Annotated in this window: 22 protein-coding genes; 10 read left to right on the top strand and 12 right to left on the bottom strand. The window is 53.0% G+C overall.

Features of this window, described 5'->3' with window-relative positions; translation table 11 throughout:
- Nucleotides 1-103: 103 nt before the first annotated feature.
- Nucleotides 104-262 (bottom strand): hypothetical protein, encoded by a 159-nt coding sequence (locus CPA45_RS22855; RefSeq protein WP_165771560.1) that lies wholly within the window; start codon nt 260-262, stop codon nt 104-106.
- Nucleotides 263-308: 46 nt separating this feature from the next.
- Nucleotides 309-1,934: a BCCT family transporter gene (locus tag CPA45_RS13585; protein WP_096652311.1), complete on the bottom strand. Its 1,626-nt coding sequence runs from the start codon at nt 1,932-1,934 to the stop codon at nt 309-311.
- A gap of 166 nt (nt 1,935-2,100) precedes the next feature.
- Here CPA45_RS13585 and CPA45_RS13590 point away from each other — a divergent pair, with 166 nt between their 5' ends.
- Nucleotides 2,101-2,457 carry a hypothetical protein gene (locus CPA45_RS13590; protein WP_096652314.1) on the top strand — a complete coding sequence of 119 codons (357 nt, stop codon included), beginning with the start codon at nt 2,101-2,103 and terminating at the stop codon, nt 2,455-2,457.
- Between the two features lie 143 nt (nt 2,458-2,600).
- On the opposite strand, the gene CPA45_RS13595 is transcribed toward CPA45_RS13590, so the two are convergent.
- The 6 genes from CPA45_RS13595 to trmB all read right to left on the bottom strand — a co-directional run bounded on the left by CPA45_RS13595 (nt 2,601) and on the right by trmB (nt 9,682).
- Nucleotides 2,601-3,494, bottom strand: coding sequence for an AEC family transporter (locus tag CPA45_RS13595; protein WP_096652316.1), 894 nt, complete (start codon nt 3,492-3,494; stop codon nt 2,601-2,603).
- Between the two features lie 133 nt (nt 3,495-3,627).
- Nucleotides 3,628-6,627, bottom strand: coding sequence for a bifunctional [glutamate--ammonia ligase]-adenylyl-L-tyrosine phosphorylase/[glutamate--ammonia-ligase] adenylyltransferase (glnE, locus tag CPA45_RS13600; RefSeq protein ID WP_096652455.1), 3,000 nt, complete (start codon nt 6,625-6,627; stop codon nt 3,628-3,630).
- 134 nt (nt 6,628-6,761) lie between these two features.
- Nucleotides 6,762-7,133: a diacylglycerol kinase gene (locus CPA45_RS13605; protein WP_096652319.1), complete on the bottom strand. Its 372-nt coding sequence runs from the start codon at nt 7,131-7,133 to the stop codon at nt 6,762-6,764.
- Between the two features lie 31 nt (nt 7,134-7,164).
- The gene (dacB, locus tag CPA45_RS13610) at nt 7,165-8,598 is read right to left on the bottom strand and encodes a D-alanyl-D-alanine carboxypeptidase/D-alanyl-D-alanine endopeptidase (protein WP_096652322.1); all 1,434 of its coding nucleotides are present in this window, start codon (nt 8,596-8,598) and stop codon (nt 7,165-7,167) included.
- Between the two features lie 92 nt (nt 8,599-8,690).
- Nucleotides 8,691-9,020 (bottom strand): DMT family transporter, encoded by a 330-nt coding sequence (locus tag CPA45_RS13615; RefSeq protein ID WP_078090132.1) that lies wholly within the window; start codon nt 9,018-9,020, stop codon nt 8,691-8,693.
- Complete coding sequence (gene trmB / locus CPA45_RS13620; protein WP_096652325.1) at nt 9,017-9,682, bottom strand: tRNA (guanine(46)-N(7))-methyltransferase TrmB; 666 nt, start codon at nt 9,680-9,682, stop codon at nt 9,017-9,019. The genes CPA45_RS13615 and trmB overlap by 4 nt, the downstream gene beginning before the upstream one ends.
- A 210-nt stretch (nt 9,683-9,892) precedes the next feature.
- On the opposite strand from trmB, the gene CPA45_RS13625 reads away from it, so the two are divergent.
- The 7 genes from CPA45_RS13625 to CPA45_RS13655 all read left to right on the top strand — a co-directional run bounded on the left by CPA45_RS13625 (nt 9,893) and on the right by CPA45_RS13655 (nt 17,021).
- Nucleotides 9,893-11,776 (top strand): beta-ketoacyl synthase, encoded by a 1,884-nt coding sequence (locus CPA45_RS13625; protein ID WP_096652457.1) that lies wholly within the window; start codon nt 9,893-9,895, stop codon nt 11,774-11,776.
- On the top strand, nt 11,773-12,267 hold the full coding sequence (gene coaD, locus CPA45_RS13630; protein ID WP_096652328.1) for a pantetheine-phosphate adenylyltransferase: 495 nt from the start codon (nt 11,773-11,775) through the stop codon (nt 12,265-12,267). The genes CPA45_RS13625 and coaD overlap by 4 nt, the downstream gene beginning before the upstream one ends.
- Before the next feature lie 71 nt (nt 12,268-12,338).
- The gene (locus tag CPA45_RS13635) at nt 12,339-12,587 is read left to right on the top strand and encodes a YfhL family 4Fe-4S dicluster ferredoxin (protein ID WP_078090129.1); all 249 of its coding nucleotides are present in this window, start codon (nt 12,339-12,341) and stop codon (nt 12,585-12,587) included.
- A 9-nt stretch (nt 12,588-12,596) separates the two neighbouring features.
- A complete protein-coding gene (locus tag CPA45_RS13640; protein ID WP_096652331.1) occupies nt 12,597-13,901 on the top strand; it encodes an MATE family efflux transporter in 1,305 nt (434 codons plus the stop codon).
- Between the two features lie 151 nt (nt 13,902-14,052).
- A complete protein-coding gene (locus CPA45_RS13645) occupies nt 14,053-15,363 on the top strand; it encodes a short-chain fatty acid transporter (protein ID WP_096652333.1) in 1,311 nt (436 codons plus the stop codon).
- A gap of 115 nt (nt 15,364-15,478) precedes the next feature.
- The gene (locus CPA45_RS13650; RefSeq protein ID WP_096652336.1) at nt 15,479-16,003 is read left to right on the top strand and encodes an acyl-CoA thioesterase; all 525 of its coding nucleotides are present in this window, start codon (nt 15,479-15,481) and stop codon (nt 16,001-16,003) included.
- A gap of 13 nt (nt 16,004-16,016) precedes the next feature.
- The gene (locus tag CPA45_RS13655; RefSeq protein WP_096652338.1) at nt 16,017-17,021 is read left to right on the top strand and encodes a hypothetical protein; all 1,005 of its coding nucleotides are present in this window, start codon (nt 16,017-16,019) and stop codon (nt 17,019-17,021) included.
- Here the strand turns inward: CPA45_RS13655 and CPA45_RS13660 are convergent, their stop codons facing one another.
- Nucleotides 17,022-18,416, bottom strand: a complete 1,395-nt coding sequence (locus CPA45_RS13660) for an aminotransferase-like domain-containing protein (protein WP_096652341.1) — start codon at nt 18,414-18,416, stop codon at nt 17,022-17,024. It abuts the gene before it with no gap.
- 96 nt (nt 18,417-18,512) lie between these two features.
- Here CPA45_RS13660 and CPA45_RS13665 point away from each other — a divergent pair, with 96 nt between their 5' ends.
- Nucleotides 18,513-19,118: a LysE family translocator gene (locus CPA45_RS13665; protein WP_096652344.1), complete on the top strand. Its 606-nt coding sequence runs from the start codon at nt 18,513-18,515 to the stop codon at nt 19,116-19,118.
- On the opposite strand, the gene CPA45_RS13670 is transcribed toward CPA45_RS13665, so the two are convergent.
- A complete protein-coding gene (locus CPA45_RS13670; protein ID WP_096652346.1) occupies nt 19,115-19,480 on the bottom strand; it encodes an I78 family peptidase inhibitor in 366 nt (121 codons plus the stop codon). The two genes, CPA45_RS13665 and CPA45_RS13670, sit on opposite strands and share 4 nt — an antisense overlap.
- 105 nt (nt 19,481-19,585) lie before the next feature.
- Nucleotides 19,586-19,717 carry an entericidin A/B family lipoprotein gene (locus tag CPA45_RS13675; protein WP_078090121.1) on the bottom strand — a complete coding sequence of 44 codons (132 nt, stop codon included), beginning with the start codon at nt 19,715-19,717 and terminating at the stop codon, nt 19,586-19,588.
- 208 nt (nt 19,718-19,925) lie between these two features.
- Between CPA45_RS13675 and CPA45_RS13680 the strand changes: the two genes are divergently transcribed.
- The gene (locus tag CPA45_RS13680) at nt 19,926-20,345 is read left to right on the top strand and encodes an HIT domain-containing protein (RefSeq protein ID WP_096652348.1); all 420 of its coding nucleotides are present in this window, start codon (nt 19,926-19,928) and stop codon (nt 20,343-20,345) included.
- A gap of 61 nt (nt 20,346-20,406) precedes the next feature.
- On the opposite strand, the gene CPA45_RS13685 is transcribed toward CPA45_RS13680, so the two are convergent.
- Complete coding sequence (locus CPA45_RS13685) at nt 20,407-21,408, bottom strand: nickel/cobalt transporter (protein WP_096652350.1); 1,002 nt, start codon at nt 21,406-21,408, stop codon at nt 20,407-20,409.
- Nucleotides 21,409-21,413: the final 5 nt, after the last annotated feature.

The following is a 21,413-nucleotide window of genomic DNA, read 5'->3' on the forward strand; positions in this document are numbered from 1 at the left end:
GCTTTTAAGCATTTAGGCCGCAGCAGAAGACTAACGCCCGGCAAAGCCGGGCGTAGTGATGGAGTAGTAGCAAGAATAGTGGTAGATAGCGAAAGTACGTTTTTCACAGCAGCCAATGGGCGATGACAGCAGCCAACCCAATCACAATGGCAGTTACCACTGCCACTGTGACAATGCGATCAAGCCAGCGGTCAAATACCACACTTCTCGGCTTAGGCTGTCGGCGCGTTGCACCGTGGCGTACCTGCCGAACCATCAGCACGCTCGTTCCATGTGTGCGCTCCCACGAATAACTGGTTTAATATTATTTAGCTGTTAATACGCCGGTTTACCACGCTAGGTGCACGCCGTAAACGCTCTTCTTCACCCAACTGCTCTGCTTCAAACGCATCTGCGCCCACCGGAGTTTCCCCGTGGCGCCGATAGAGCTGTGTCAACATCGCTTTGCGATCAGCACGCAGCTCGCGCATCAGCACTACTATCATCATATACAGAATAAACGTAAACGGTAATGCTGACAGCACTGCAGCCGACTGAAGGCCAGACAAACCACCAGCGACGATCAGCGTTAAACAAATAGCGGCGATTAACACCCCCCAAATCACCCGCTTGTATAAAGGTGGATTGATAGAACCGTTATCGGTCATTTGCGCCACAATATAGGATGCCGAGTCAGCAGAGGTCACCAAGAAAATAAATATCAGCATCATCGCCAGTACTGACAGCACATTAGAGAAGGGCATTAGCTCAAACATCTCAAACAGGGCGGCAGTAAGATTGGCTTCCGTTGCGGCTGCAAGCCCTACATTATCACCATTGAGCTCCATATTAAGTGCAGCACCACCAAACACGCCAATCCACAAGCAGGCCAGTAGAGGCGGAACTAATAGCACACCAAAGACATACTCTTTGATAGTACGACCACGGGACACACGGGCAACGAAGGTACCCACAAATGGTGACCATGCAATCACCCAAGCCCAGTAGAAAATCGTCCAGCTACTTGCCCACTCATTATCGCTATAGGGTGAAATACGTAGACTCATACCTATAAAATTTTGTAGGTAATCGCCGATGCCTAGCGTAATGGTTTCAAGAATCGCAATCGTCGGCCCCGTGATCAGCACATACAGCATTAAGCCAATACACATCACCATATTTAAGTTAGATAAGCGCTTAATTCCTTTATCAAGCCCCGACCATGTAGAAAGCATATAGGCACAGAACATTACAAAGAGAATAATAAACTGCCACAGGCCATTCTCTGGTAAGCCAAATACAGCGTTAAGGCCACCATTCATCTGCAAAACACCGAGGCCCAGTGAAGTGGCTACTCCCATCACTGTCGCCACTACTGCGAATACATCTAACCAAGAGGCGTAGGGACGAACCCGGGGATGCTTTGCCGTGACCGATGAAAGCACTGAAGAAACCAGCCCAGCCTGGCCTTTACGGAACTGAAAATAGGCGATGATCAAACCCACCACAGAGAACGCCGCCCACTGATGCACCCCCCAATTAAAATAGCTGTATTGGATAGCATAACGTGCGGCTGCTTCGGTTTCCGCGGGCATATCCCCATAAGGTGGTTTGATATAGTGGCTCATGGGCTCTGCCATGCCATAAAATACTAATCCCACGCCAAAGCCAGCAGCTAACAACATGCTTATCCATGAAAAAAAGCTGTAGCTTGGGGTGCTGTCCTGAGGCCCTAAACGAACTTTTCCATACTTGCTCAGCGCTAGCCCAAATAAAAAGATGACAAAGCCAAATACTGAAAAGAGATAGAACCAACCAAAAAGCTCAGTAACCGTGCTTAGTGCCGCTTCCGCTGCATTGCCAAAGCTTTCAGGAAAAGCTGCGCCAATAATAACCAAGCCAAAAATGATTACCGCAGATGCGATAAACACCGACTTGCCTCCATGATTTGCCATAGAACCACCTTGTTAGATGAGTGTTATGCACGTCAGTCCTATACGTATAGATAAATCCTAACATTTGAGCTTTGCAACCGCATGTCGGTGGCCTAATAGATAATGCAGAAATGAACTTGATAGCCCCACTATGTTCCAATGGGGCAAATGAACGATGGAGGCTCTCATGCCACAGATGAATCGTGACCAACGTAACGCCGCTTGGCAGGCTGCAAATCAATGGCGCGCAAGGGCAGCTCAAACGCAGCCTACGGGCTTAATCGGTAGCCTAAAGCTACTGCTCACTTGGCTTGCGTTTGGCGCATTGATGATTGTTGGCGTTGTACTCGGCTTATTTTTCTTGCTGATAGGCTGGGCCATGATGCCGTTTGTACGCCATAAAATGAAAAAACGTATGGAGCAGATGCGCGCCGATCAAGCACAGGATATTGGTGGTGGCTACGCCGGTTCACAGCATCAATCCAATCAATATGATGCACTCGAAGGTAGCTACGAAGTTAAAGATGAAACCCGCCGCCACTAAGTTTTTTCGGTTCGGTGTTTTTCAGCACGGCGTCGTCCATCACGTAGCCCCTTGCTCAGCGCCGCTATGATTGAACCATCTACTATTGAGCCGACGCTCTTTATTAAATCGTTTGTTCATACACCTTTTTAAAGGCGGTGCGATTAAAGCGGCGCATAAATCCAGGCAAATGCTGCTGCCAGTGTTAATGGCATTACGATCAGACTGCCTAAATTACCAATCAGTACCAGCGAGGCCACCTTCTGTGGCTGTAGCTTATACTGCTCGGCAACCAGATAATTCAATACCGCTGGAGGTAGCACTGAAAACACTAGTAGCACGGCGGTTTGTAGTGGATTAAGCGGCAGTAGCCACATGAGTGGTAGCGCAATGACCAAGCCTGAAAGTGGGCAAAGCACTGCTCCTAACACCCCTGTGCGCCAATCACTAAAATCAATCTCTAACAAACGTACACCCAGCGCGAAAAGCATCAACGGAATACATACTCCACCCAGCATATGCATCGCTTCCAGCAGCCAGCTGGGTAGCGGCATCCCGCTGACATTAACCACCAAGCCCGCTAAGCTTGCGGCAACAATTGGCATGCGCAGTAACCGCCACAGCGAAGTGCGCGGGTCTAACATATATAGCCCCACCGAGAAGTGCAGCAGCATTTCAACGATAAAAACCACCACCGCCGCTGGGAGCACTTCTGGCCCAAACGCGAGCACCAGCAAAGGCACCCCCATGTTTCCGGAGTTGTTAAACATCATCGGAGGCAGAAATACTTTTATGTCCAGTGACAGCCATTTAGCGACGGGCCATAGTACAAGCCCAGAGCCTAAAACCACCGCCACTGCTGCGGTAGCTAGCCACGCATAGTCCGCCAACGGTGCTTGGCGGTCTGCGAGTACCGCAAAGACCAATAGCGGTACAAAAAGCTCCATATTGAGGGTGTTAAGGCTTCTGATATCAGGCGTACGAAAGCGTCCATAAGCCGCGCCACTGCCAGCAATTAAAAAGACAGGCAGCAGCGTTGCGAGGATATGGCCGATCATAAGCTCGCCACTTCTGAACGATCAGTTACGTCGCACAGTGACAGCATCGCTTACTTCCTTATATTTATTCTGAATAATTTGTTATCAGGCTATCTTCCCTGTTGATGCTACTTAAAAAGTGCCAAGCCGCCAATCACGACCCAAGAAAACGCTGCCAAAGTGTAATAACAAATTTGCGATGCGCTTCAAACTCTACTGCTTTCGCCAAGGTTTTCTCACCCGTAAGTGCCGCTCGGTGAGCGCGGCTTCGGTACGCCAAATAGGCTTCGCGCAGCTGGTCAGCCTCATCTTGGGAGATATGCCCACTCTCAGCGAGGGTTTCTAAAATACGAATATTATCGCTATAAGTGATCAGCGATGGTGTTTGATGGGCCAGCGCCAGCACAGCGTATTGGCAGAGAAACTCTATATCCACCATACCCCCAGCATCGTGCTTCAAGTCAAACTGCTCTCCCTGCTCGTCAGCGATCGTATCTGTTGTAGCCTGCCCCCTTGCCCCCACCCCTTTTGACCCTAAATGGTCACGCATCTTATGGCGCATGTTAACGACATCATCGCGTAGACTTTCACGCTCACGCTCGCGGCACAGAATATCGCCCCGTATTGCGTCAAAATCTTGTGCTAGTTTTGCACTACCCGCTACGACTCGGGCACGCACCAGGGCTTGGTGCTCCCAGGTCCAGGCATTTTGGCGCTGGTAGTCGGCAAAAGCCGCTAGCGATGTCACTAATAACCCCGCGTTGCCAGAAGGACGCAGGCGCATGTCAACTTCATACAGACTACCTGCCGGGGTCACAGCGGTTAATAAGTGGATAATGCGCTGCCCCAAACGAGTGAAGAACACAGGAGAATCCACCGGCCTAGGGCCATCGGTAGTGCCTTTACCATCACTGTCATGGAGAAACACCAGGTCCAGGTCAGAGCTATAACCCAGCTCAATGCCGCCCAGCTTACCGTAGCCAATAATCAAGAAAGCCGGCTCCTGGGCATTAAGGCCAACGGGCACACCGTGCTTGCGCGTCACATGCTTCCACGCCATGGCCAGCACCGCGTCTAAAATGACTTCAGCAATATAAGTTAGGTAATCGCTTACTTTCATTAGATGGCGCGTTCCAGCCACATCCGATGCGGCCACGTGTAACATTTGCGCATGTTTGAACACGCGCAGTGCTTCTAACTGTGCTTCATCGTCATCTTCCGGAAGCCGATTTAGGGTTTGGCGTAGCTCATCGGCAAGGCGTGCTTTGTCCGCTGGCGTATAAAGCGTCTCTGGGGTTAGCAGTTCGTCCAACAAAATGGGGTAGCGCGCCAGTTGCTCGGCGATCCATGGGCTTGCCGAGCATAGCCGCATCAGGTGCTCAAGCGCATGGGGATTTTCACGCAGCAGCGCAAGATAAGCTGTGCGACGCAGCACCGACTCAATCAGCGGCTGCACCCTAGACAGCGCTGTATCTGGCGTTTCGTTATCTGCTACAGCATCTAGCAGCAACGGCATTAGAGCATCTAAACGCTCAAAGCCAATACGCTGCATACTCTGTACTTGGCGAGAGTGATAGAGGCTGTGCAGCCGCTTGAGCGCCTTTTCGGGCTCTGTAAAACCAGCCTCGGCAAGGTGAGTAAGTGCTTCCTCCTGTGCTAGTTCACCACGCCAGATTAAACGCCATTCGCCTAAGCTTAGGCTTGCCTCGTTATTCTCCTCCTCAGCGTCCTCTTCGGGGTCCGCAATGACGGCATCAAAGTGCTGGCGCACCCGTTGGCGCACTTCATCCAACTGTGCCACTAGCCCTGGCCAGTCATCATGCCCCATGGCAAAGGCCACCCGCTCTCGGTCGATATCGTCGGTTGGTAGCATTTGGGTTTGGCGATCTTCTAACGCCTGGATAACGTGCTCTACATCCCGCAAGAAGGCGTAATCCGGCAGCAGCTCGTCAACTACCCGTTGTGGCAACAGTCCCAGCTCCGGCAGGCGGTTTAGCGCAGTTTTTAGCGAGCTAACCTGGAGCTCGGTATCACGGCCACCTCGAATAAGCTGAAACGCCTGTACAACGAACTCCACTTCCCGAATGCCGCCCGGCCCCAGTTTGATATTACTCTGCATACCTTTGCGCTTAACTTCACGATTAATCATCGCTTTTAGCTCGCGCAGTGATTCAATTGCACCAAAATCCAGGTAGCGGCGGTAAACAAACGGCTTAAGGCTTGCTAATAGTTCATCACCTGCATCTAAGTCGCCTGCGATGGGCCGCGCTTTCAGCATGGCGTAGCGTTCCCACTCTCGGCCTTGGTCCTGATAGTAGCTGGAAAGCATTGAGAAACTGCCGACTAAGGGGCCTCCATCGCCTAATGGGCGCAGACGCATATCCACCCGGAAAGCAAAGCCGTCGGCGGTAATGGCATCCAGCGCGGCTATTAGCCGTTGCCCCAGCTTAGTGAAGTACTCCTGATGCTCAAGAGGCTTCCGACCGCCTTCGGTCTCCCCTTTCTCGGGAAATGCAAAAATCAGGTCAATATCTGAGGATAAATTAAGCTCGCCAGCGCCTAGTTTGCCCATCCCCAGTACTACCAGTCGTTGGGAAGAGCCATCATTACGCAGGGCGGGTAGGCCCCAGCGAGAGGCATAAAAGCGCTCTAGCCACTCCAATGCAGCCTCAGTAGACACTTCCGCCAGCCATGACACCGACTGAGCGGTATCCCACATGGAATAGCCAGCAGGGCGGTTAAGGTCGCGCCAGACGATACCTAGCATGCGAGCACGGCGAAAGCGGCGGATGACGCGCTGCATCGCCTCTTCATCATCGGCGCCTTCCAGCAGCTCTTGTAGCCAAAGCGCCTGATCATCCTTACTGGGGGCAGTGTCCAACTCACCAGCAACATCCAACTCAATCAGCCAGTGGGGGAAACGCGCTAAGGTATCTAACGCAAAGGTCGATACGCTAAGCACCTTAGCGAGGGCTTCACGGCGGGTATCGGAAAGAGCCTCCCAGCTACTGGAAGGCTTCGACTGCTTGGTCATCTCAGCAATATTATCCGCCTGGCTAAGCGCATCACACAGCCGTTGCCACGCTTTTTGCGCAACTGGCTTGAGCACAGAAGGCAGCACCGCACTAGGTAAAAACGTATCGTTCAGTTGCATAACCACCTCACTACCAAGCATTTTATGTCATTGTTAAAAGTGTAGTGAATATCGACACTTAACGTATTATTAAAACCCCTTCTTTAATAAGGGGTGTTAATGAACAGTGTCCGTTATAGCCGTGTCGAAAAAAGCTAGCCAAAGAATTTCTGCCAGCCAAGCACCCCCCACGTCAGCCCAGCCATAATCAGCGACAGCATAACCGCCGCCGAACCAATATCCTTTGCCCGCCCAGAAAGCTCATGGTGCTCTGTACCAATCCGGTCAACCACATTTTCAACAGCGCTATTAAGCAGCTCTACTATCAGCACCAAAAACAGGCTGCCTACCAATAGCAGCCAAGTGACTGACGTGTCTGCGAGCCACCAGGCTAAGGGCAGCAACACGGCGGCAATCACCACCTCTTGGCGAAAGGCTGCTTCATTTCTAAATGCAGCTTTAAGACCTTTCCACGAGTAGCGAGTGGAGTGTATTAAGTGAGTTAATCCGGTATGACCTGGCTTCATGCACATTGCCCACCCTGTGAATAGTTCATCGTTAGTTAGCCAATATCATCGCGTCTAAATCCAGTGACAGTGGGTCGAGCACTTCAGGCCAACTGAGGTAGGGCGTGCTACCACTCCCGTTAACCAACACGCTGAAAACACCCCATCGCCCCTGGGCGGTACGGAAGTAACCCGCTAAAGCGCGTACCGCAAATGGCTGGTTCAGCGTACCGGTTTTGACCATGACGTTGTTTTGGAAATTAGGCGAGCCACGGCGTATAAAACGCATCACACCGTTGGCAGGAGACTGAAAAGACGCCACAAAACTTGGGAACAAGGCTCCTTGGTGAAACATATCCTCCAGCATCACGTTGACACCTTGAGCAGAGGTGCGGTTATCGGTGGTTAACCCACTGCCGCTTGAAAGCGTAATCGGGCCATGCCCTGGCAAACTCTGGACGTAAGCTTCAATCGCTTGACCTGCCTGGCGTAGCTGCGCCTGCGGTGTTTCCACCAGGTTAAGCGCCAGCACGTCAGCCATATAGTTATTTGAGTAGTTCATAGTACGCAGCAGCAATTCCTGTAGCGGCATACTATCTACTGCCGCCAAACGCTGCGCACCGGCAGGGCGAGTGGAGCTGACCCGCCACGGGTCGCGTACGGTAATGCCCGCCTGGTTCAGCATACTCAGCAGTACCTGGGCGGTTTTTTCAGCCGCATCTCCTGCACCACGATAGATATCCCTAGCCGTGGCATTAGTCGAAATTTGTCCTGTCAGACGTATAACATCGCCACGTTCGTCGGTAATACGCTCGGCATTAATCTCCGTGCCACTGTTGGCTGGCCGGGTCACCACTTGATTATCGATTGCTATCAGCGGCTGCGGGCTATCGCATAGCGCTACACGGGCGGGGGCTCCCGCTGTGGTAGCAGGTGCAACGTTGACACACCAGGTACCAAAGTTAACACCTGCCGATGTTAAGGGTGCGCTATAAGCATTAGTCACCCGAGCACGCCCGTTGCAGCGGTCAGTGGTAATACACTCGACAGGTCCAAAACGCCACTGGCTAACTACCAAAGCGCCATCAACTTCACGCACCCCCGCAATCTGTAGGCGCTGCACGAGCCGCCATAGATCTTCTGTGGTAAGGCCTGGGTCGCCACCACCTTCAAACACAAGATCACCACGCAGTACGCCGCTATCAATCGTTCCCGTGCTTACCAATTGGCTGGTAAAGCGGTGCTGAGGGCCATAACGGTTGAGCGCCGCCGCCGCCATATATGCTTTAGTAACCGACGCGGGTGACAGCTGCCGCTCAGGATTAAGACTGCCCAAAAGCGCATTGCTGCCAGCATCCGCATCCAGTAGGCGAGCTTCGGCACTGATTGAAAAGCCTTTACTTTGCAGTTGGCCTAATCGGCTAAAGTCCGCAAAAAGTGCTGTGCTTACGCCAAGCGTGGCGGTGGCAACACTCGCTACAACCATCCATCGCAGCCAGCCTACAGGGGACTTAAGCGAGTTATTAGCACGTTTTTTAACTCGGTATTTACCTACACAGTACGTCACGTTCAGCTACCTCAATGCACGTTCATTTTAGAAAAGACTTGCAGCGTGACCACACCGGCCACAATTAAGCTAATGCCAATGACTGCAGGTAAATCAGGCTTTTCGCCGAAGGCCACCATACCCACCAGAGTAACCAGCACAATGCCAAGGCCCGCCCAAATGGCATAGGCTATACCCACCGGCAGAGTTCGCAGCACTAAACTCAGCAGATAAAACGCCACGCCGTAGCCTATCACTACTAACAGGCTAGGGAGCGGGCGTGTGAACCCCATTGACGCTTTTAGCGCACTGGTCGCCATCACCTCAGCAACAATCGCCAGTGTCAAAAACACAAAGGTCATGCGCGCTCCAACTCTATGCATAAACGCCATAGCGTTTGGCCACTTTGATCATACTTTGCTTCAAAGGGGGTCAAGTAGTTCCCATTAGGGGAAAGCACGCCAACCTCTGCTTGTTGCCCTGTCACCTGGGCTACCGCCAGGGCAAACTCCTCTACGTATAGCGACCAGTTAGAGCGCAACTCCAGCTTGCCTCCCAGCGCCAGCAAAGTAGGCAACACAGGATGGCCATGCCAACGCATTTTTAAGTGTGCTGCCTTAGGGTAAGGATTGGGATAAAGCAAATAGTGGCGCTCTAGCGCCCACCCTGCTTGCTCGGCCAAACGCCAAAAATCGACCAGGTCCGCCCGTACCAGCCGTGCGTTCTCAGGTAAATTGCCGTGGTCACGCCCTAACCGATCCTCGCTGCGGTCCACACCGATGACGGCACAGTCAGGAAACTGCGCCGCTAAGCGGCGGGTAGATAGCCCAACACCACAGCCAGCATCTAGTATCAGCGGTGCTTGACGCTGCTTATACCAAGTTTGAGCCTCTTCAAAAGCTTGCTCGGTATGTGCAGCAATAGGCTTGCGCAGAGGGTTCTCCAGCGCACGTGCTACCCGGCGAGCCAAATCGTGATGTGGGCCTGGCTGGTTGGAAATTACCGGTCGCGAATTGTGCTGCATGCCATCCCCTGCTGGAAAAAAGCGTGATTCTAGCAGTCTCTGACGGATGCGGCATGACGCCGTTGTATACCCGGTGCTATGATCACGCTTGAGAACCTGATTAAGAGCAGATGAACAGCGTTTTTTTTCTGTGCATCGGCCAATAACTGTTACTAAAAACCACCGCACCACGAGGAACCCGGCTTGTCACACTTACCGGTGATTGTCGGCATGGGCGGCATCAATCCCGCCGGCAGAACCTCGGGCCACCAGGCCTTCCGCCGCACCGTGCTTGATGCTCTTCCAGCTGACCAGCAACGCCAAACATTGGAAGGCTTAGCGACGCTTATGCGTCTTGCTAAACATTCTGAGAATGGTTGGCAAGATAGTACAGGCCAGCCCCTAGACTCCCCTGCTCAAACGCTGCGCGAACAGGTGCTTAACCACACCCTCATTCGCCGCAATGAAGACCCGCGTTTTCTAGCGCCTGGGCTGCCTGGTAACCGCCAAGCTAGCATGGCGCTAGTAGAGCCGCTGCGCTTTACGCTGCGTCGACGTCAGCTTCCTGAACAAATTCCGGCCAACTGGCAAATACAGAATATTGATGCCAAGGAAGTCGAAGTTACCGTGCCAGTGGGAACTCTCGAGGTACTCTTTCCTGACGCCTATGAACCAAAGGTGCGCGCAGCAGCGCAGCTACCCAGTGGCTTCGACCCTGCAAATCTTTACCGTAGCGTACACCACCCCCGTGGGTTATCTATGGCGGTGTTTGCGGCCAGCGACTGCCTAGGAGCCAGCGGCTTTGTCTGGGAGGATCTGCGTCAGCAACTCAACCCTGACCATATTGCAGTCTATGCGGGCAACTCCATCGGCCAACTGGATGACCAAGGCTGGGGGGGGCTGCTGAAAAGTTTGGTAAGTGGTCAGCGTGCGACCTCCAAGCAGATGCCCCTTGGCTATGGGCAAATGCCCGCAGACTTCCTCAACGCCTATGTGTTAGGCAGCGTAGGCGGTACTGGTGCAGCGCTGGGAGCCTGTGCAAGCTTCCTCTACAACCTACGCCTTGGGCTTGACGATATTCGCTCTGGCCGTAGACGAGTTGTAATGGTGGGTACCGCCGATGCGCCTATCACGCCTGAAATTATTGAAGGATTCCGTGCAATGGGGGCACTTGCGGATGACGCTAGCCTCAAAGCGCTGGACGCCTTAGAGCTACTGACCGACGCCGACTACCAACGTGCCTGTCGCCCATTTGCACGTAACTGTGGTTTTACCATGGCAGAAGCCAGCCAGTTTATTCTGCTGATGGACGATACTCTGGCCATCGAACTAGGTGCCGATATTCATGGCGCAGTGCCTGATGTGTTCGTGAATGCCGATGGTTACAAACGCTCAATTTCCGCCCCAGGCATTGGCAACTACATTACCCTGGGCAAAGCCGCCGCGTTAGTCAAAGACATACTGGGTGATAAGGCGCTTAAAGAGCGTACCTTTCTACATGCCCATGGCACCAGCACGCCAAAAAATCGCGTGACGGAATCCCACGTGCTAGATGAAATCGCCCGTGCTCATGGCATCAGTGACTGGCCCATCGTTGCGATAAAAGCATTTATCGGCCACTCCCAGGGCTCTGCCGCCGGTGACCAGTTGGCCAGCGCCTTGGGCAGTTTTGCCCATGGTTTGCTACCTGGCATCCCAACGCTGGATGCCATCGCTGACGATGTCTACGCTGAGCGACTACGGCTGTTCACCGCCCCGCAAGCGTTTAAGGCCGATGCAGCCTTTATTAATGCCAAAGGGTTTGGTGGCAACAATGCAACCGGCGTCGTGCTTTCCCCAGAGGTCACCGAAAGGCTGCTCACCAAGCGCCATGGCAGTGCTGCTATTGATGCTTGGAAGGGCCGGCGCGAAACGGTAAGAGCCAACGCAGCCGCCTATCTGAGCGACGCTGATCGTGGACACTATGCCCCCCGCTACCAATTTGGCGAGGCAGTGTTGGAAGGCCCTGAACTTGAGATCCACGCCGACCGCATCCACATCCCAGGCTATGAGCAGGCTGTCTCTCTTGCCACGGATAACCCTTTTGGCCAGCTTGACGAGGAGGCTACGGAATGAGCGCGAATCGTGAAAATATCGCGGTCTATCCAGGCACCTTTGATCCAATCACCAACGGTCACTTCGACCTGATTGAGCGCGGCGCGCGGATGTTCGATAAAGTGATCATCGCCGTGGCCGCAAGCACTGGCAAGCAGCCCAGTCTTGACCTGGATACCCGTATCGCACTAGCCAAGTCAGTTTGTGCGTCGCTAACCAACGTGGAGGTCATCGGCTTTGCAACCCTGCTGACCACCATGATGCACGAACAAAAGGCGACCATTATTCTCCGTGGACTGCGAGCTATCTCGGACTTTGAGTACGAGCTGCAGCTAGCTAACATGAACCGCGCCCAAAACCCCGAGCTTGAAAGTGTATTTCTCACCCCAGCAGTTGAGAACTCATATATCTCATCGACCATCGTGCGAGAAATCGCCAAGCTTGGCGGCGATATTTCCCCCCTGGTCCACCCTGAGGTCGCAGAGGCGCTGCGTAAGCACTACACTACCTAGCTATCAACATTGTTGAGTAAAACACTCGGGGATCGTATACCCGAGTGGCAAGCCATTCGTGAGGTATGCCCATGGCCCTGATGATCACCGACGAATGCATTAACTGCGACGTCTGCGAACCTGAATGCCCGAACGACGCCATTTCTCCCGGCGAAGAAATTTATGTGATTAACCCGAGCCTATGTACCGAGTGCGTTGGCCACTTTGACGAACCACAATGCCAGCAGGTCTGCCCGGTAGACTGCATTCCTCTTGACCCAGAACGCCCCGAAACCCAAGAGCAGTTGATGGCGAAGTACCGTATTATCACCGCAGCCTGACACGGTTTCGTGCGCATTTGGGCCCTTGCTTGGCCAATTATTCTCTCAAATATCACCGTTCCCTTGCTGGGACTGGTGGATACCGCCGTGGTTGGTCACCTGCCCGACTCACGCTATCTCGCGGGAGTCACGCTCGGTGCTACGCTGTTTAGCTTTCTCTATTGGGGTTTTGGCTTTCTACGTATGGGTACCACGGGTCTCGTCGCCCAAGCGATAGGCCGCGAAAATGATAGCGAAGTGCGTAATCTTCTGGGTCAGTCGCTGATCATAGCTGGCATCATTGGCACACTATTAATTTTGTTTGGCTCACCACTGATTTCCCTTGGGCTTTGGCTATTAGATGGTAGCGAAGCAGCAACACCGTTAGCCCGGGAATATGCCAATATCCGCTTATGGTCGGCACCAGCAGTACTGGCAAACTACGCGATTCTGGGCTGGTTTTTAGGCCAGCAAAACTCCCGCGTCACGCTGATGATTTTGCTGCTTACTAATAGCATCAATATTGTGCTCGACCTTTGGTTTGTGATCGGACTAGGTATGACCAGTAACGGCGTGGCGCTGGCCAGCGTGATCGCCGATTACAGTGCTCTCGCCTTTGGTGGATTTTTAGTGCTGCGCCAGCTTGGCCATTTGGAAGGCACCTTCCAGCGTCAGAGGCTATTAGTACTATCGGCTTACTCGGCACTGTTTAATGTCAATGCAAACCTATTTGTACGCACCCTGGGCCTACTGTTTGCCATGGCCTTCTTTACTGCTCAAGGGGCACGCCAAGGCGACACAGTGTTAGCGGCTAACGCCGTACTGCTTCAGTTCATTATGCTGACCAGCTACGCGCTCGACGGCTTTGCCCATGCAGCAGAGTCCTTAGTGGGCCGTGCCTTCGGGAGACGTAACTGGCACGAATTTGCCAAAACAGTTCGCGCTACCGCCCAGTTCTCTTTTTGGACCGCCGCCGTCGCGGCCCTGGTATTTGCCTTAGGCGGTAACACCCTTATTGCACTGCTCACAGGTCTGGATGACGTTCGCGCCACTGCTGCTAACTACTTACCTTGGATGGTCGCCATGCCGCTGCTGGCGGTGTGGGGCTACCTACTTGACGGAGTATTTATCGGCACCACCGCAGTGCGCGAAATGCGCAATAGCATCTTCATTGGACTGGCTATCTACTTACCTACCTGGTGGCTTACCCAAGGACTGGGGAATCACGGGCTTTGGCTAGCCTTCACCCTTTTCACCCTGGCGCGCTCTATCGTGCTGATCGGCTATTATTACCATTATCGCCATACCCGCTGGCGCCCTCTCCCCCTTGATTAATTGACCGTTGAAGCCTGAAACGCCCTCTCTTTTCTAACTGCGCTAACGTTAACGTAAGTTCCTGAGTAGCTGCTCGACGAGAGATGAAAAATGCGCCGTGCCGTCTTATATTAGCCACGCACTTCCTAATAACGAATAAAGCGAGCATCCCATGCTAAAGTTCATATCTAAACCGGCGGTCAAGCTGGTTGAGCGTTACCTGCCAGACCCCTATATATTTGTGCTACTGCTGACGCTTATCGCAGCAGTAGCTGCTATTGCGGTCGAGCGCCAAACACCCCTTGCCGTGCTACGTATGTGGGGCGACGGCTTCTGGGGGCTACTGACCTTCTCGATGCAGATGCTGCTGGTATTGGTAACAGGCTTTATGCTGGCCAGCTCTCCACCGGTTAAACGATTACTCCAGAAAATTGCCAGTACCGCGAAAAGCCCTGGTGGCGCTATTATTTTGGTTACCCTGGTATCGCTCGCTGCTAGCTGGATCAACTGGGGTTTTGGCCTAGTAGTCGGCGCACTGTTTGCTAAAGAGCTGGCACGCTTAATTCGTGTTGACTACCGCTTGCTGGTCGCCAGTGCCTATTCGGGCTTTGTGGTGTGGCACGGCGGTTTAGCGGGTTCAGTGCCACTTACCATCGCTACTGAGGGGCATTTTTCCGCAGACCAGATTGGCGTAATTAGCACAGGCTCAACTATTTTCGCCTTCTTTAACTTAGCCATCGTGATTTGTCTGTTTATTGCCGTACCGCTGGTAAACCGCATGATGCTGCCGGATGAAAAAGATAGCGTCTATGTTGACCCCAAGCTGCTTGATGATGCGCCTGAATCTCAAGGCCGTATTACTCGTCCAGCAGAGAAACTGGAAAACAGCATGCCGCTCGCCCTGTTGGTTGGTATACCTGGGCTGCTCTTCCTGCTTGACCACTTTCTGCTACGTGGCGGCGGCTTGAACCTAAATGTAGTCAACTTCCTATTTTTATTCTTAGCCATTGTGCTGCACCGCACCCCGCGCAACCTGCTTAATAGCCTTAATGAAGCCATTAAAGGGGGAGCTGGCATCGTCATTCAGTTCCCATTCTACGCTGGCATCATGGCCATTATGGTGCAATCAGGTTTGGCACAGAGCATGTCTGAATGGCTAGTGTCCTTTGCTACCGCCACCTCGCTACCTTTCTGGTCGTTTCTCAGCGCAGGGATTGTTAACCTGTTTGTACCTTCCGGCGGCGGCCAGTGGGCAGTACAAGCGCCAGTGATGCTACCGGCGGCTGAAGCGTTAGGCGCCGACATTGCCCGCGTTGCCATGGCAGTTGCCTGGGGTGATGCCTGGACCAACCTGCTTCAACCCTTCTGGGCACTGCCTGTGCTGGCCATTGCTGGCCTAAAGGCCAAAGATATTATGGGCTTCTGCCTGATCCAGCTGTTTGTTACCGGCATTATCATCTCCGTTGGCCTAGTGTGGTTCTAAATAAGTAGTGTGGTTCTAATAAGTAGCGTGGTTCTGAGTACGGAGCCGCTTTCGACCCACAAAGCCGTACCGTCCGCCCCACGGGGCGGGCATTTTTACCCCGGAAGGTTTCCCTATGCCTGAAACACCCAACCTTGAACACAGCGCCCTGCCCGGTCAGCATGAGCTTTCAATGACCGTGCTAATGACACCAGACATGGCCAATTTCAGTGGCAAAGTGCACGGTGGTGCTATTCTTAAAAAGCTTGATGAGGTGGCCTACGCTTGTGCCAGCCGCTATTCAGGGCACTATGTCGTGACGCTTTCGGTGGACCAGGTGCTGTTTAAGCAGCCCATTCATGTAGGTGAGTTGGTCACCTTCCTAGCCAGCGTCAATCATGTAGGACGCTCTTCTATGGAAATTGGCATTAAAGTAGTGGCCGAGGATATTCGGCAAAAGCTGATTCGCCACACCAATAGCTGCTATCTGACGATGGTAGCGGTAAATGCCGATGGTAAACCCGCTAGAGTGCCGCCTTTGGCTCTGGAAACATCACTACAAAAATTACGCTATGACAAAGCTGCACTGCGCAAAAAACTGCGCAAGCAGGCAGAGCAGGAAGAGTTGTTAACCCAACAGCACCATCAGCTAAATTCCTAGACAAGGAGTCTTCATGCCCGACAGGGAGCGCTACCCACACCTGCCTAAAACCGTTGAGTATGCGCATATCGGTTGGGATTTTTTAGTTCTCGCCGTAGTGATCATCAACCTGAGTCTACTGCTGTTTGACTCACTGTTTCTGATTGCCCCACTCAATCAAGCGGTCGCTTCCATCACACCAGGTTTCCACGACTTTTACGACACAACCATACATAGCCGCTTTACTACCATAGACCTGTTTTTTGTCGCTTTTTTTATTACCGATGTTCTATTAGGCTGGGCCGTTGCCATTGCCGAGCGGCGCTATCACCGCTGGTTTTTTTACCCTTTTGTCCACTGGTACGACGTGCTTGGCTGTATCCCGCTGAGTGGTTTCCGCTGGCTACGCGTACTTCGCATCGTATCGCTACTAAACAGGTTGCACCGGCTACGTTTGATTAACGTCACCCGCTGGTCAATCTATCAGTTTGCCGCCAAATACTACGATATCCTGCTAGAAGAGCTCTCAGACCGTATTGCTCTACGCCTGCTTGGCAATGTGCAGCAGCAAATTGTTGCCAGCGACTCGCTTACCGAGCGGGTCATCGACCGAGTCATCATGCCGCGTAAAGACCAACTCATTCACGAAATAGCCCAGCGGTTAGAGGCTACCGTCGGACAAGCTTACCAACAGAACCGCACTGCCATTATGCAAGCAATTGATGACTTGGTAAGCCGCACACTACGAGAAAGCCCTGAAATCCAAAAGCTACATCGTCTGCCTATGGGGCAGACTGCTTCCAGCGCCATGCAAGCCTCATTAAGCGGAGTTGCCCAGCGGTTAGTTGATGAGCTGGCACTGGGTATTCACTCTAAAGAATTCCGCCAATTGGTTGAGCAAACGGCTGAAAGTGGCTTTGATAGCTGGTTAACCGTCGATGAAGGCAGTGCCCATGTCACTGAGCAGGTCCTCTACGATATTCTGGAGATGCTCAAAGAGCAGGTGCACCGTCAGCGCTGGAAAGATCGCTACGAGTGACTATACCGTCACTGGAGTATTAGGCGGCTGAGTAAGAGACTGCTTAATCGTCGCCAGTGCACTGCTTAGCGCCTGCTGATCTTTAGCGGCGCCAATACAGATGCGGATTGCTTGAGGGGCCGGCGTACTGCCCACACAAAAGGGTTCGGCGCTGGAAACCTTAACGCCACTATGCAGTAAGCGTTCACATAGTTCGAGGGCGCGACACCCATCGGGAAGCATTAGCCAGATATTGCTGCCATGGGAGCGGTTACTCAATTGATAGCCAGATAAAATGTCGGCCGCCAACGTTTGCCGTGCTGCTAACTCCTTGGTTTGCCACTCCAGTAATGTTCGGGCGGCAGGCTGGTTAATCCAGTGGCAGGCAACGTCTACCATCAGTGGCGGTACCATCCAACTCTGCGCTCTTAGTCCTGTCGCAAGGCGCTCTAGTAACACATTAGGCGCACGCAGGATGCCTATACGCAACCCGCCCGCTAATACCTTCGCTGTACTAAAGACAAATAGCGTCCGTTCTGGTGCTAGCTGGTAAAGCGGTATACCGCGTTGCTCAACAGGTAAATACTGCACACCATCTTCCAATAGCCATATGTCGTAGCGCCTCGCAAGCGCCACCAGTTGGTGGCGACGCGCTTCACTCAGACAAACACCAGTGGGATTGTTCTGGTCGGGCGTTATATAGATTAAGCGAGGAGGCTGACGGGCACACTGTGCTTCCAGCGCATCCATACTCATCCCCCCCTCATCAAAGGTGATGCCCACCATTTTGAGGTGGGCTTGCTGAGCAGCGCTGATTGCCCCTGGGTACGTTAATGCATCCGCCGCCATCAATTCACCCGGGCGCAACAGTGTATTTAACACCAAACTAATACCATGCTGCCCTCCCTGGGTAATCAGTAACTCATCACTGACCAACGGCATACCTAGCTCTGCAAGCCATTCTGTTAGCAGGTCACGATGGCCCTCGCTGCCTCTGGCATCCAAATAGGAGACTCCCCGCATTAATGCTGCGGGAGACGTACTCACTGCGCTCAATGCGTGACTGAATGCCTGCTGACGTAGCGGATGAGGCGGCGGCAAGCTTAGGCTTAAATCGATGACGTCACTGTCGTCACTCGGCAGCCGCGCCATATCAAACGTGGCCCTCAACGCGGGCTGTTTGACATAAGTGCCACTGCCCACCCGCGCGACAACCCAACCATTATGCTCAGCTTCCGCATAGCCTCGGGTAACCGTCCCTACGGTTACTCCCAGTGCATCGGCTAAGCGCCGCTGGGGCGGTAGTCGCTCTCCCGGGGCGAGCGTGCCAGCACTAATTGCCTCTCCAATCGCATGGGCAATGGCCCGGTAACGCGGCCCCGGTATTGATTCAAGCTCAGGCATCCAAATTGTCATGGTGACAATAAAACCTTTGACGTAACTTCAGTGGCCATTATGCTAACAATAGTACTCAAAGTACAAACAAACCATAAAATTGTATGGATACAAAAAATGAACAGTGAATGGCTAATCCTTGGCCCTGCTGCACTCTTTATGATGTCGATGACTCTAACCCCCGGCCCTAACAACATTATGTTGACAGCATCAGGGGCTAACTTTGGTTTTCGGCGCACCATGCCACACATGTGGGGCATTTTAGGTGGCTGCTTTTTACTATTTGCCAGCATTGCGCTGGGGCTTGGGGTGTTATTTGAGCGTTTCCCAGTGGTACAGATCACTTTGCGCTGGGTGGGCAGCGCCTATTTACTCTATCTCGCCTGGAAAATAGCGACTGCGCCACCACCTAACCTTGATGGAGATCAACGAGGTGTTCCGCTAACATTTTGGCAGGCTGCGATGTTTCAATTTGCTAACCCCAAGGCATGGATAATGGGGTTGGCACTAATGGCAGGTTTTTTGCCCGAAAGCGGCCAACCGGTTATTAATGCTTTCGTGCTGGCTGGCTTTGCAGAGGTAGTAGCACTACCTTGTATTGCACTCTGGGCAGCCTTTGGGACGGCCATAGGGCAATGGATCAAAAGCGACGGTGCATGGCGAGCTTTTAATGTCTCCATGGGGTTACTCACCGCCGCTTGTGTCGTACTAATTCTGCGTTAACCGCAGCGCAGTGCTTCAATGGTATCGTTGCTCTCTAAATGAATATTCAAACGGTCCTCACGGTAGTCCATGGTGGCAGCGCTGTGGGGGCGTAGCACCCGCACTTGACGTGCACCACTCTCGCTTTGTAGCTGCGGGACATTAGCCTCATCAAATAGCTCACCGATCGCGTACTGTACTGTCTCACTATCGCAGCTAGCCCCTACGGTTGATTCACCCTGACCACCGGTGGGTGGAGGGGGAGCGCTCACAGGGTCGGGCCCACTGGCACATGCGGTCAGCAATGAGGCTGCCAGCAACACTAAGCAGCCGCTGCCCAACTGCTTTTTAATTGAGTGGCTTAAGCTTGATACGTTAACCATTAATCTTCTTCCTTGTTTAATCGGTGGTTACCCCACATGTAAAACGGGCTAGGCAGTGATGCCCAGCCCGCTCTTCTACTCTAACTAATAGTGCTATTTATAGCATTAGCTCGCTGCATCCTGAACGGCTCGTCCGCCTTCCTGCACATCCTGTCCTGCGCCTGCCACTGTATTACAGCCCGCCAACGCACCTGCGGCGATGAGCAGAATAAAGCTGGTAGCGAGTAGTTTTTTCATTAGTGTTCTCCTTAACAAGTCAGTCGAGGTACCGTCAACATACCATCAATATAGTGAAGCTCCGTAGGCAGCGTTACCGCTTGGGAGTACTCTAAGCGTAACAGCGTTTTGCCTATTGCGCCTATTTTGCACTACCAAGCTTTACCTCAGCTGCGCGAGCAACGGCTATGCTGCTAATCATTAACTGGCCACCTGGAGCACCATTGATTTGGATACCTTTGATCTCGATTCACGCTTAGCTACCGATACTTTTCCCCTCGCCGACTTACCCCTGTGCCGCGCACTATTAATGAACGATGCGCGCTACCCCTGGGTCGTTCTGGTGCCTAGAGTTGCGTCAGTCAGCGAAGTGTTTGAACTATCTACTCAAGAACAGGCCCAGCTTTGGCGTGAAGCCACAATGCTTGGAGAGGCGATGAAAGAAGCGTTTCACGGCGATAAGCTCAATATAGCTACGTTGGGCAATGTCGTTAGCCAACTACACATCCATTTAGTAGTACGTTACCGGGATGATGCAAGCTGGCCTGCTCCCGTCTGGGGTAACGGAACCCCAGAGCCTTATGAATTAACCTTGCAGGGGCAACGACGTGAGCAACTGCTAGCCCAAATTGGCAGGTTAACGTTATAGCTCCAGGAGGAGAGGGCCAACACCATGCAAAACCATGCGAGCATTGGTACCGAGGGATAGGCTAACCTCTCAATAACGAAGACCCCTGCCGTGAAGCAGGCTCGTTCAACAACGGCCCGCTGGCTGGCTGGGCAGCACCTGCAAGGGAGAGCGATACGCCTAGCACAATAATCAACGCTCCACCTGTAAGCGCCACCCAGCCAGCTACTTTTTCGACCATTTTCTGGCTGCGCTGTTTCTGCAGGCGCTTAGCTGCCCAGCCCCTTGCAAAAATGCTGGCAAGCGCAAGCACCGAAACAGTGATGCCCGTTCCTAGTGACATGGCAATGACCGAGGCAACTCCCACATAAAACTGCCCCAGTAGGCTTGCTGCCCCCAGCATTAGTACTGCTCCAGTACAGGGGCGCATCCCAATAGCCCCTACGGTTATCAGCGCAGTGCGCCAATCAAGCGCCTGTTGAGGTTCGATATGGTGAGCACCACCGCAGCAGTGATCATGACTGTGACTATGGTCGTGGCTGTGGCTGTGATCAACCGCATCGTGGTGCCCACCGGCATAGGCGCGGCGTAATTGCTTGGTAGCTCGCCAGCATAACCAACCGCCTAACAGTGCTACCAATATGAAACTCGCCTGCTCTACCCATACCACGCTGCCCATGGCTTGGCGGGTAACCCACCCCAATCCATGCACCAGCACCGCTACCATGACAATCGCAGTTACCCCCTGCAATAGCGACGCAGCAAAGGATAGCCCCAATGCACGGCGGGTTGCCCCTCCGTGAGAGGCCAAATACGTCGCCAGTACAGCTTTACCATGCCCCGGCCCCGCCGCATGAAAAACGCCGTAAGCAAAGCTAACGCCCAGCAACGACAGCCAAGTACCTGTAGTGGGTGTACGAGAGAGCTCGGTAATTGCTAAGGTTAAGCTGCGGTGTAAATCCCGCTGCCAGGCCAGCAACTGCAAGCTCGCTCCTTGAATATTGGCTTGCACAACAAAAATGATCAGCGCTGCACCCATTACGGCAAGCGCCCCCCAAGCCATTTGCTGCCGCGTTAGAGGCATTGCCC

The sequence above is a fragment of the Vreelandella nigrificans genome (genome assembly GCF_002374315.1).
GTDB lineage: Bacteria > Pseudomonadota > Gammaproteobacteria > Pseudomonadales > Halomonadaceae > Vreelandella > Vreelandella nigrificans.

Excerpts from the sequence above, each read along its gene's own strand:
- CPA45_RS13585 (WP_096652311.1), bottom strand. The coding sequence starts at position 1,934 with ATGGCAAATCATGGAGGCAAGTCGGTGTTTATCGCATCTGCGGTAATC.
- CPA45_RS13590 (WP_096652314.1), top strand. The coding sequence starts at position 2,101 with ATGCCACAGATGAATCGTGACCAACGTAACGCCGCTTGGCAGGCTGCA.
- CPA45_RS13595 (WP_096652316.1), bottom strand. The coding sequence starts at position 3,494 with ATGATCGGCCATATCCTCGCAACGCTGCTGCCTGTCTTTTTAATTGCT.
- glnE (WP_096652455.1), bottom strand. The coding sequence starts at position 6,627 with ATGCAACTGAACGATACGTTTTTACCTAGTGCGGTGCTGCCTTCTGTG.
- CPA45_RS13605 (WP_096652319.1), bottom strand. The coding sequence starts at position 7,133 with ATGAAGCCAGGTCATACCGGATTAACTCACTTAATACACTCCACTCGC.
- dacB (WP_096652322.1), bottom strand. The coding sequence starts at position 8,598 with ATGGTTGTAGCGAGTGTTGCCACCGCCACGCTTGGCGTAAGCACAGCA.
- CPA45_RS13615 (WP_078090132.1), bottom strand. The coding sequence starts at position 9,020 with ATGACCTTTGTGTTTTTGACACTGGCGATTGTTGCTGAGGTGATGGCG.
- trmB (WP_096652325.1), bottom strand. The coding sequence starts at position 9,682 with ATGCAGCACAATTCGCGACCGGTAATTTCCAACCAGCCAGGCCCACAT.
- CPA45_RS13625 (WP_096652457.1), top strand. The coding sequence starts at position 9,893 with ATGGGCGGCATCAATCCCGCCGGCAGAACCTCGGGCCACCAGGCCTTC.
- coaD (WP_096652328.1), top strand. The coding sequence starts at position 11,773 with ATGAGCGCGAATCGTGAAAATATCGCGGTCTATCCAGGCACCTTTGAT.
- CPA45_RS13635 (WP_078090129.1), top strand. The coding sequence starts at position 12,339 with ATGGCCCTGATGATCACCGACGAATGCATTAACTGCGACGTCTGCGAA.
- CPA45_RS13645 (WP_096652333.1), top strand. The coding sequence starts at position 14,053 with ATGCTAAAGTTCATATCTAAACCGGCGGTCAAGCTGGTTGAGCGTTAC.
- CPA45_RS13650 (WP_096652336.1), top strand. The coding sequence starts at position 15,479 with ATGCCTGAAACACCCAACCTTGAACACAGCGCCCTGCCCGGTCAGCAT.
- CPA45_RS13655 (WP_096652338.1), top strand. The coding sequence starts at position 16,017 with ATGCCCGACAGGGAGCGCTACCCACACCTGCCTAAAACCGTTGAGTAT.
- CPA45_RS13660 (WP_096652341.1), bottom strand. The coding sequence starts at position 18,416 with ATGACAATTTGGATGCCTGAGCTTGAATCAATACCGGGGCCGCGTTAC.
- CPA45_RS13665 (WP_096652344.1), top strand. The coding sequence starts at position 18,513 with ATGAACAGTGAATGGCTAATCCTTGGCCCTGCTGCACTCTTTATGATG.
- CPA45_RS13670 (WP_096652346.1), bottom strand. The coding sequence starts at position 19,480 with ATGGTTAACGTATCAAGCTTAAGCCACTCAATTAAAAAGCAGTTGGGC.
- CPA45_RS13675 (WP_078090121.1), bottom strand. The coding sequence starts at position 19,717 with ATGAAAAAACTACTCGCTACCAGCTTTATTCTGCTCATCGCCGCAGGT.
- CPA45_RS13685 (WP_096652350.1), bottom strand. The coding sequence starts at position 21,408 with ATGCCTCTAACGCGGCAGCAAATGGCTTGGGGGGCGCTTGCCGTAATG.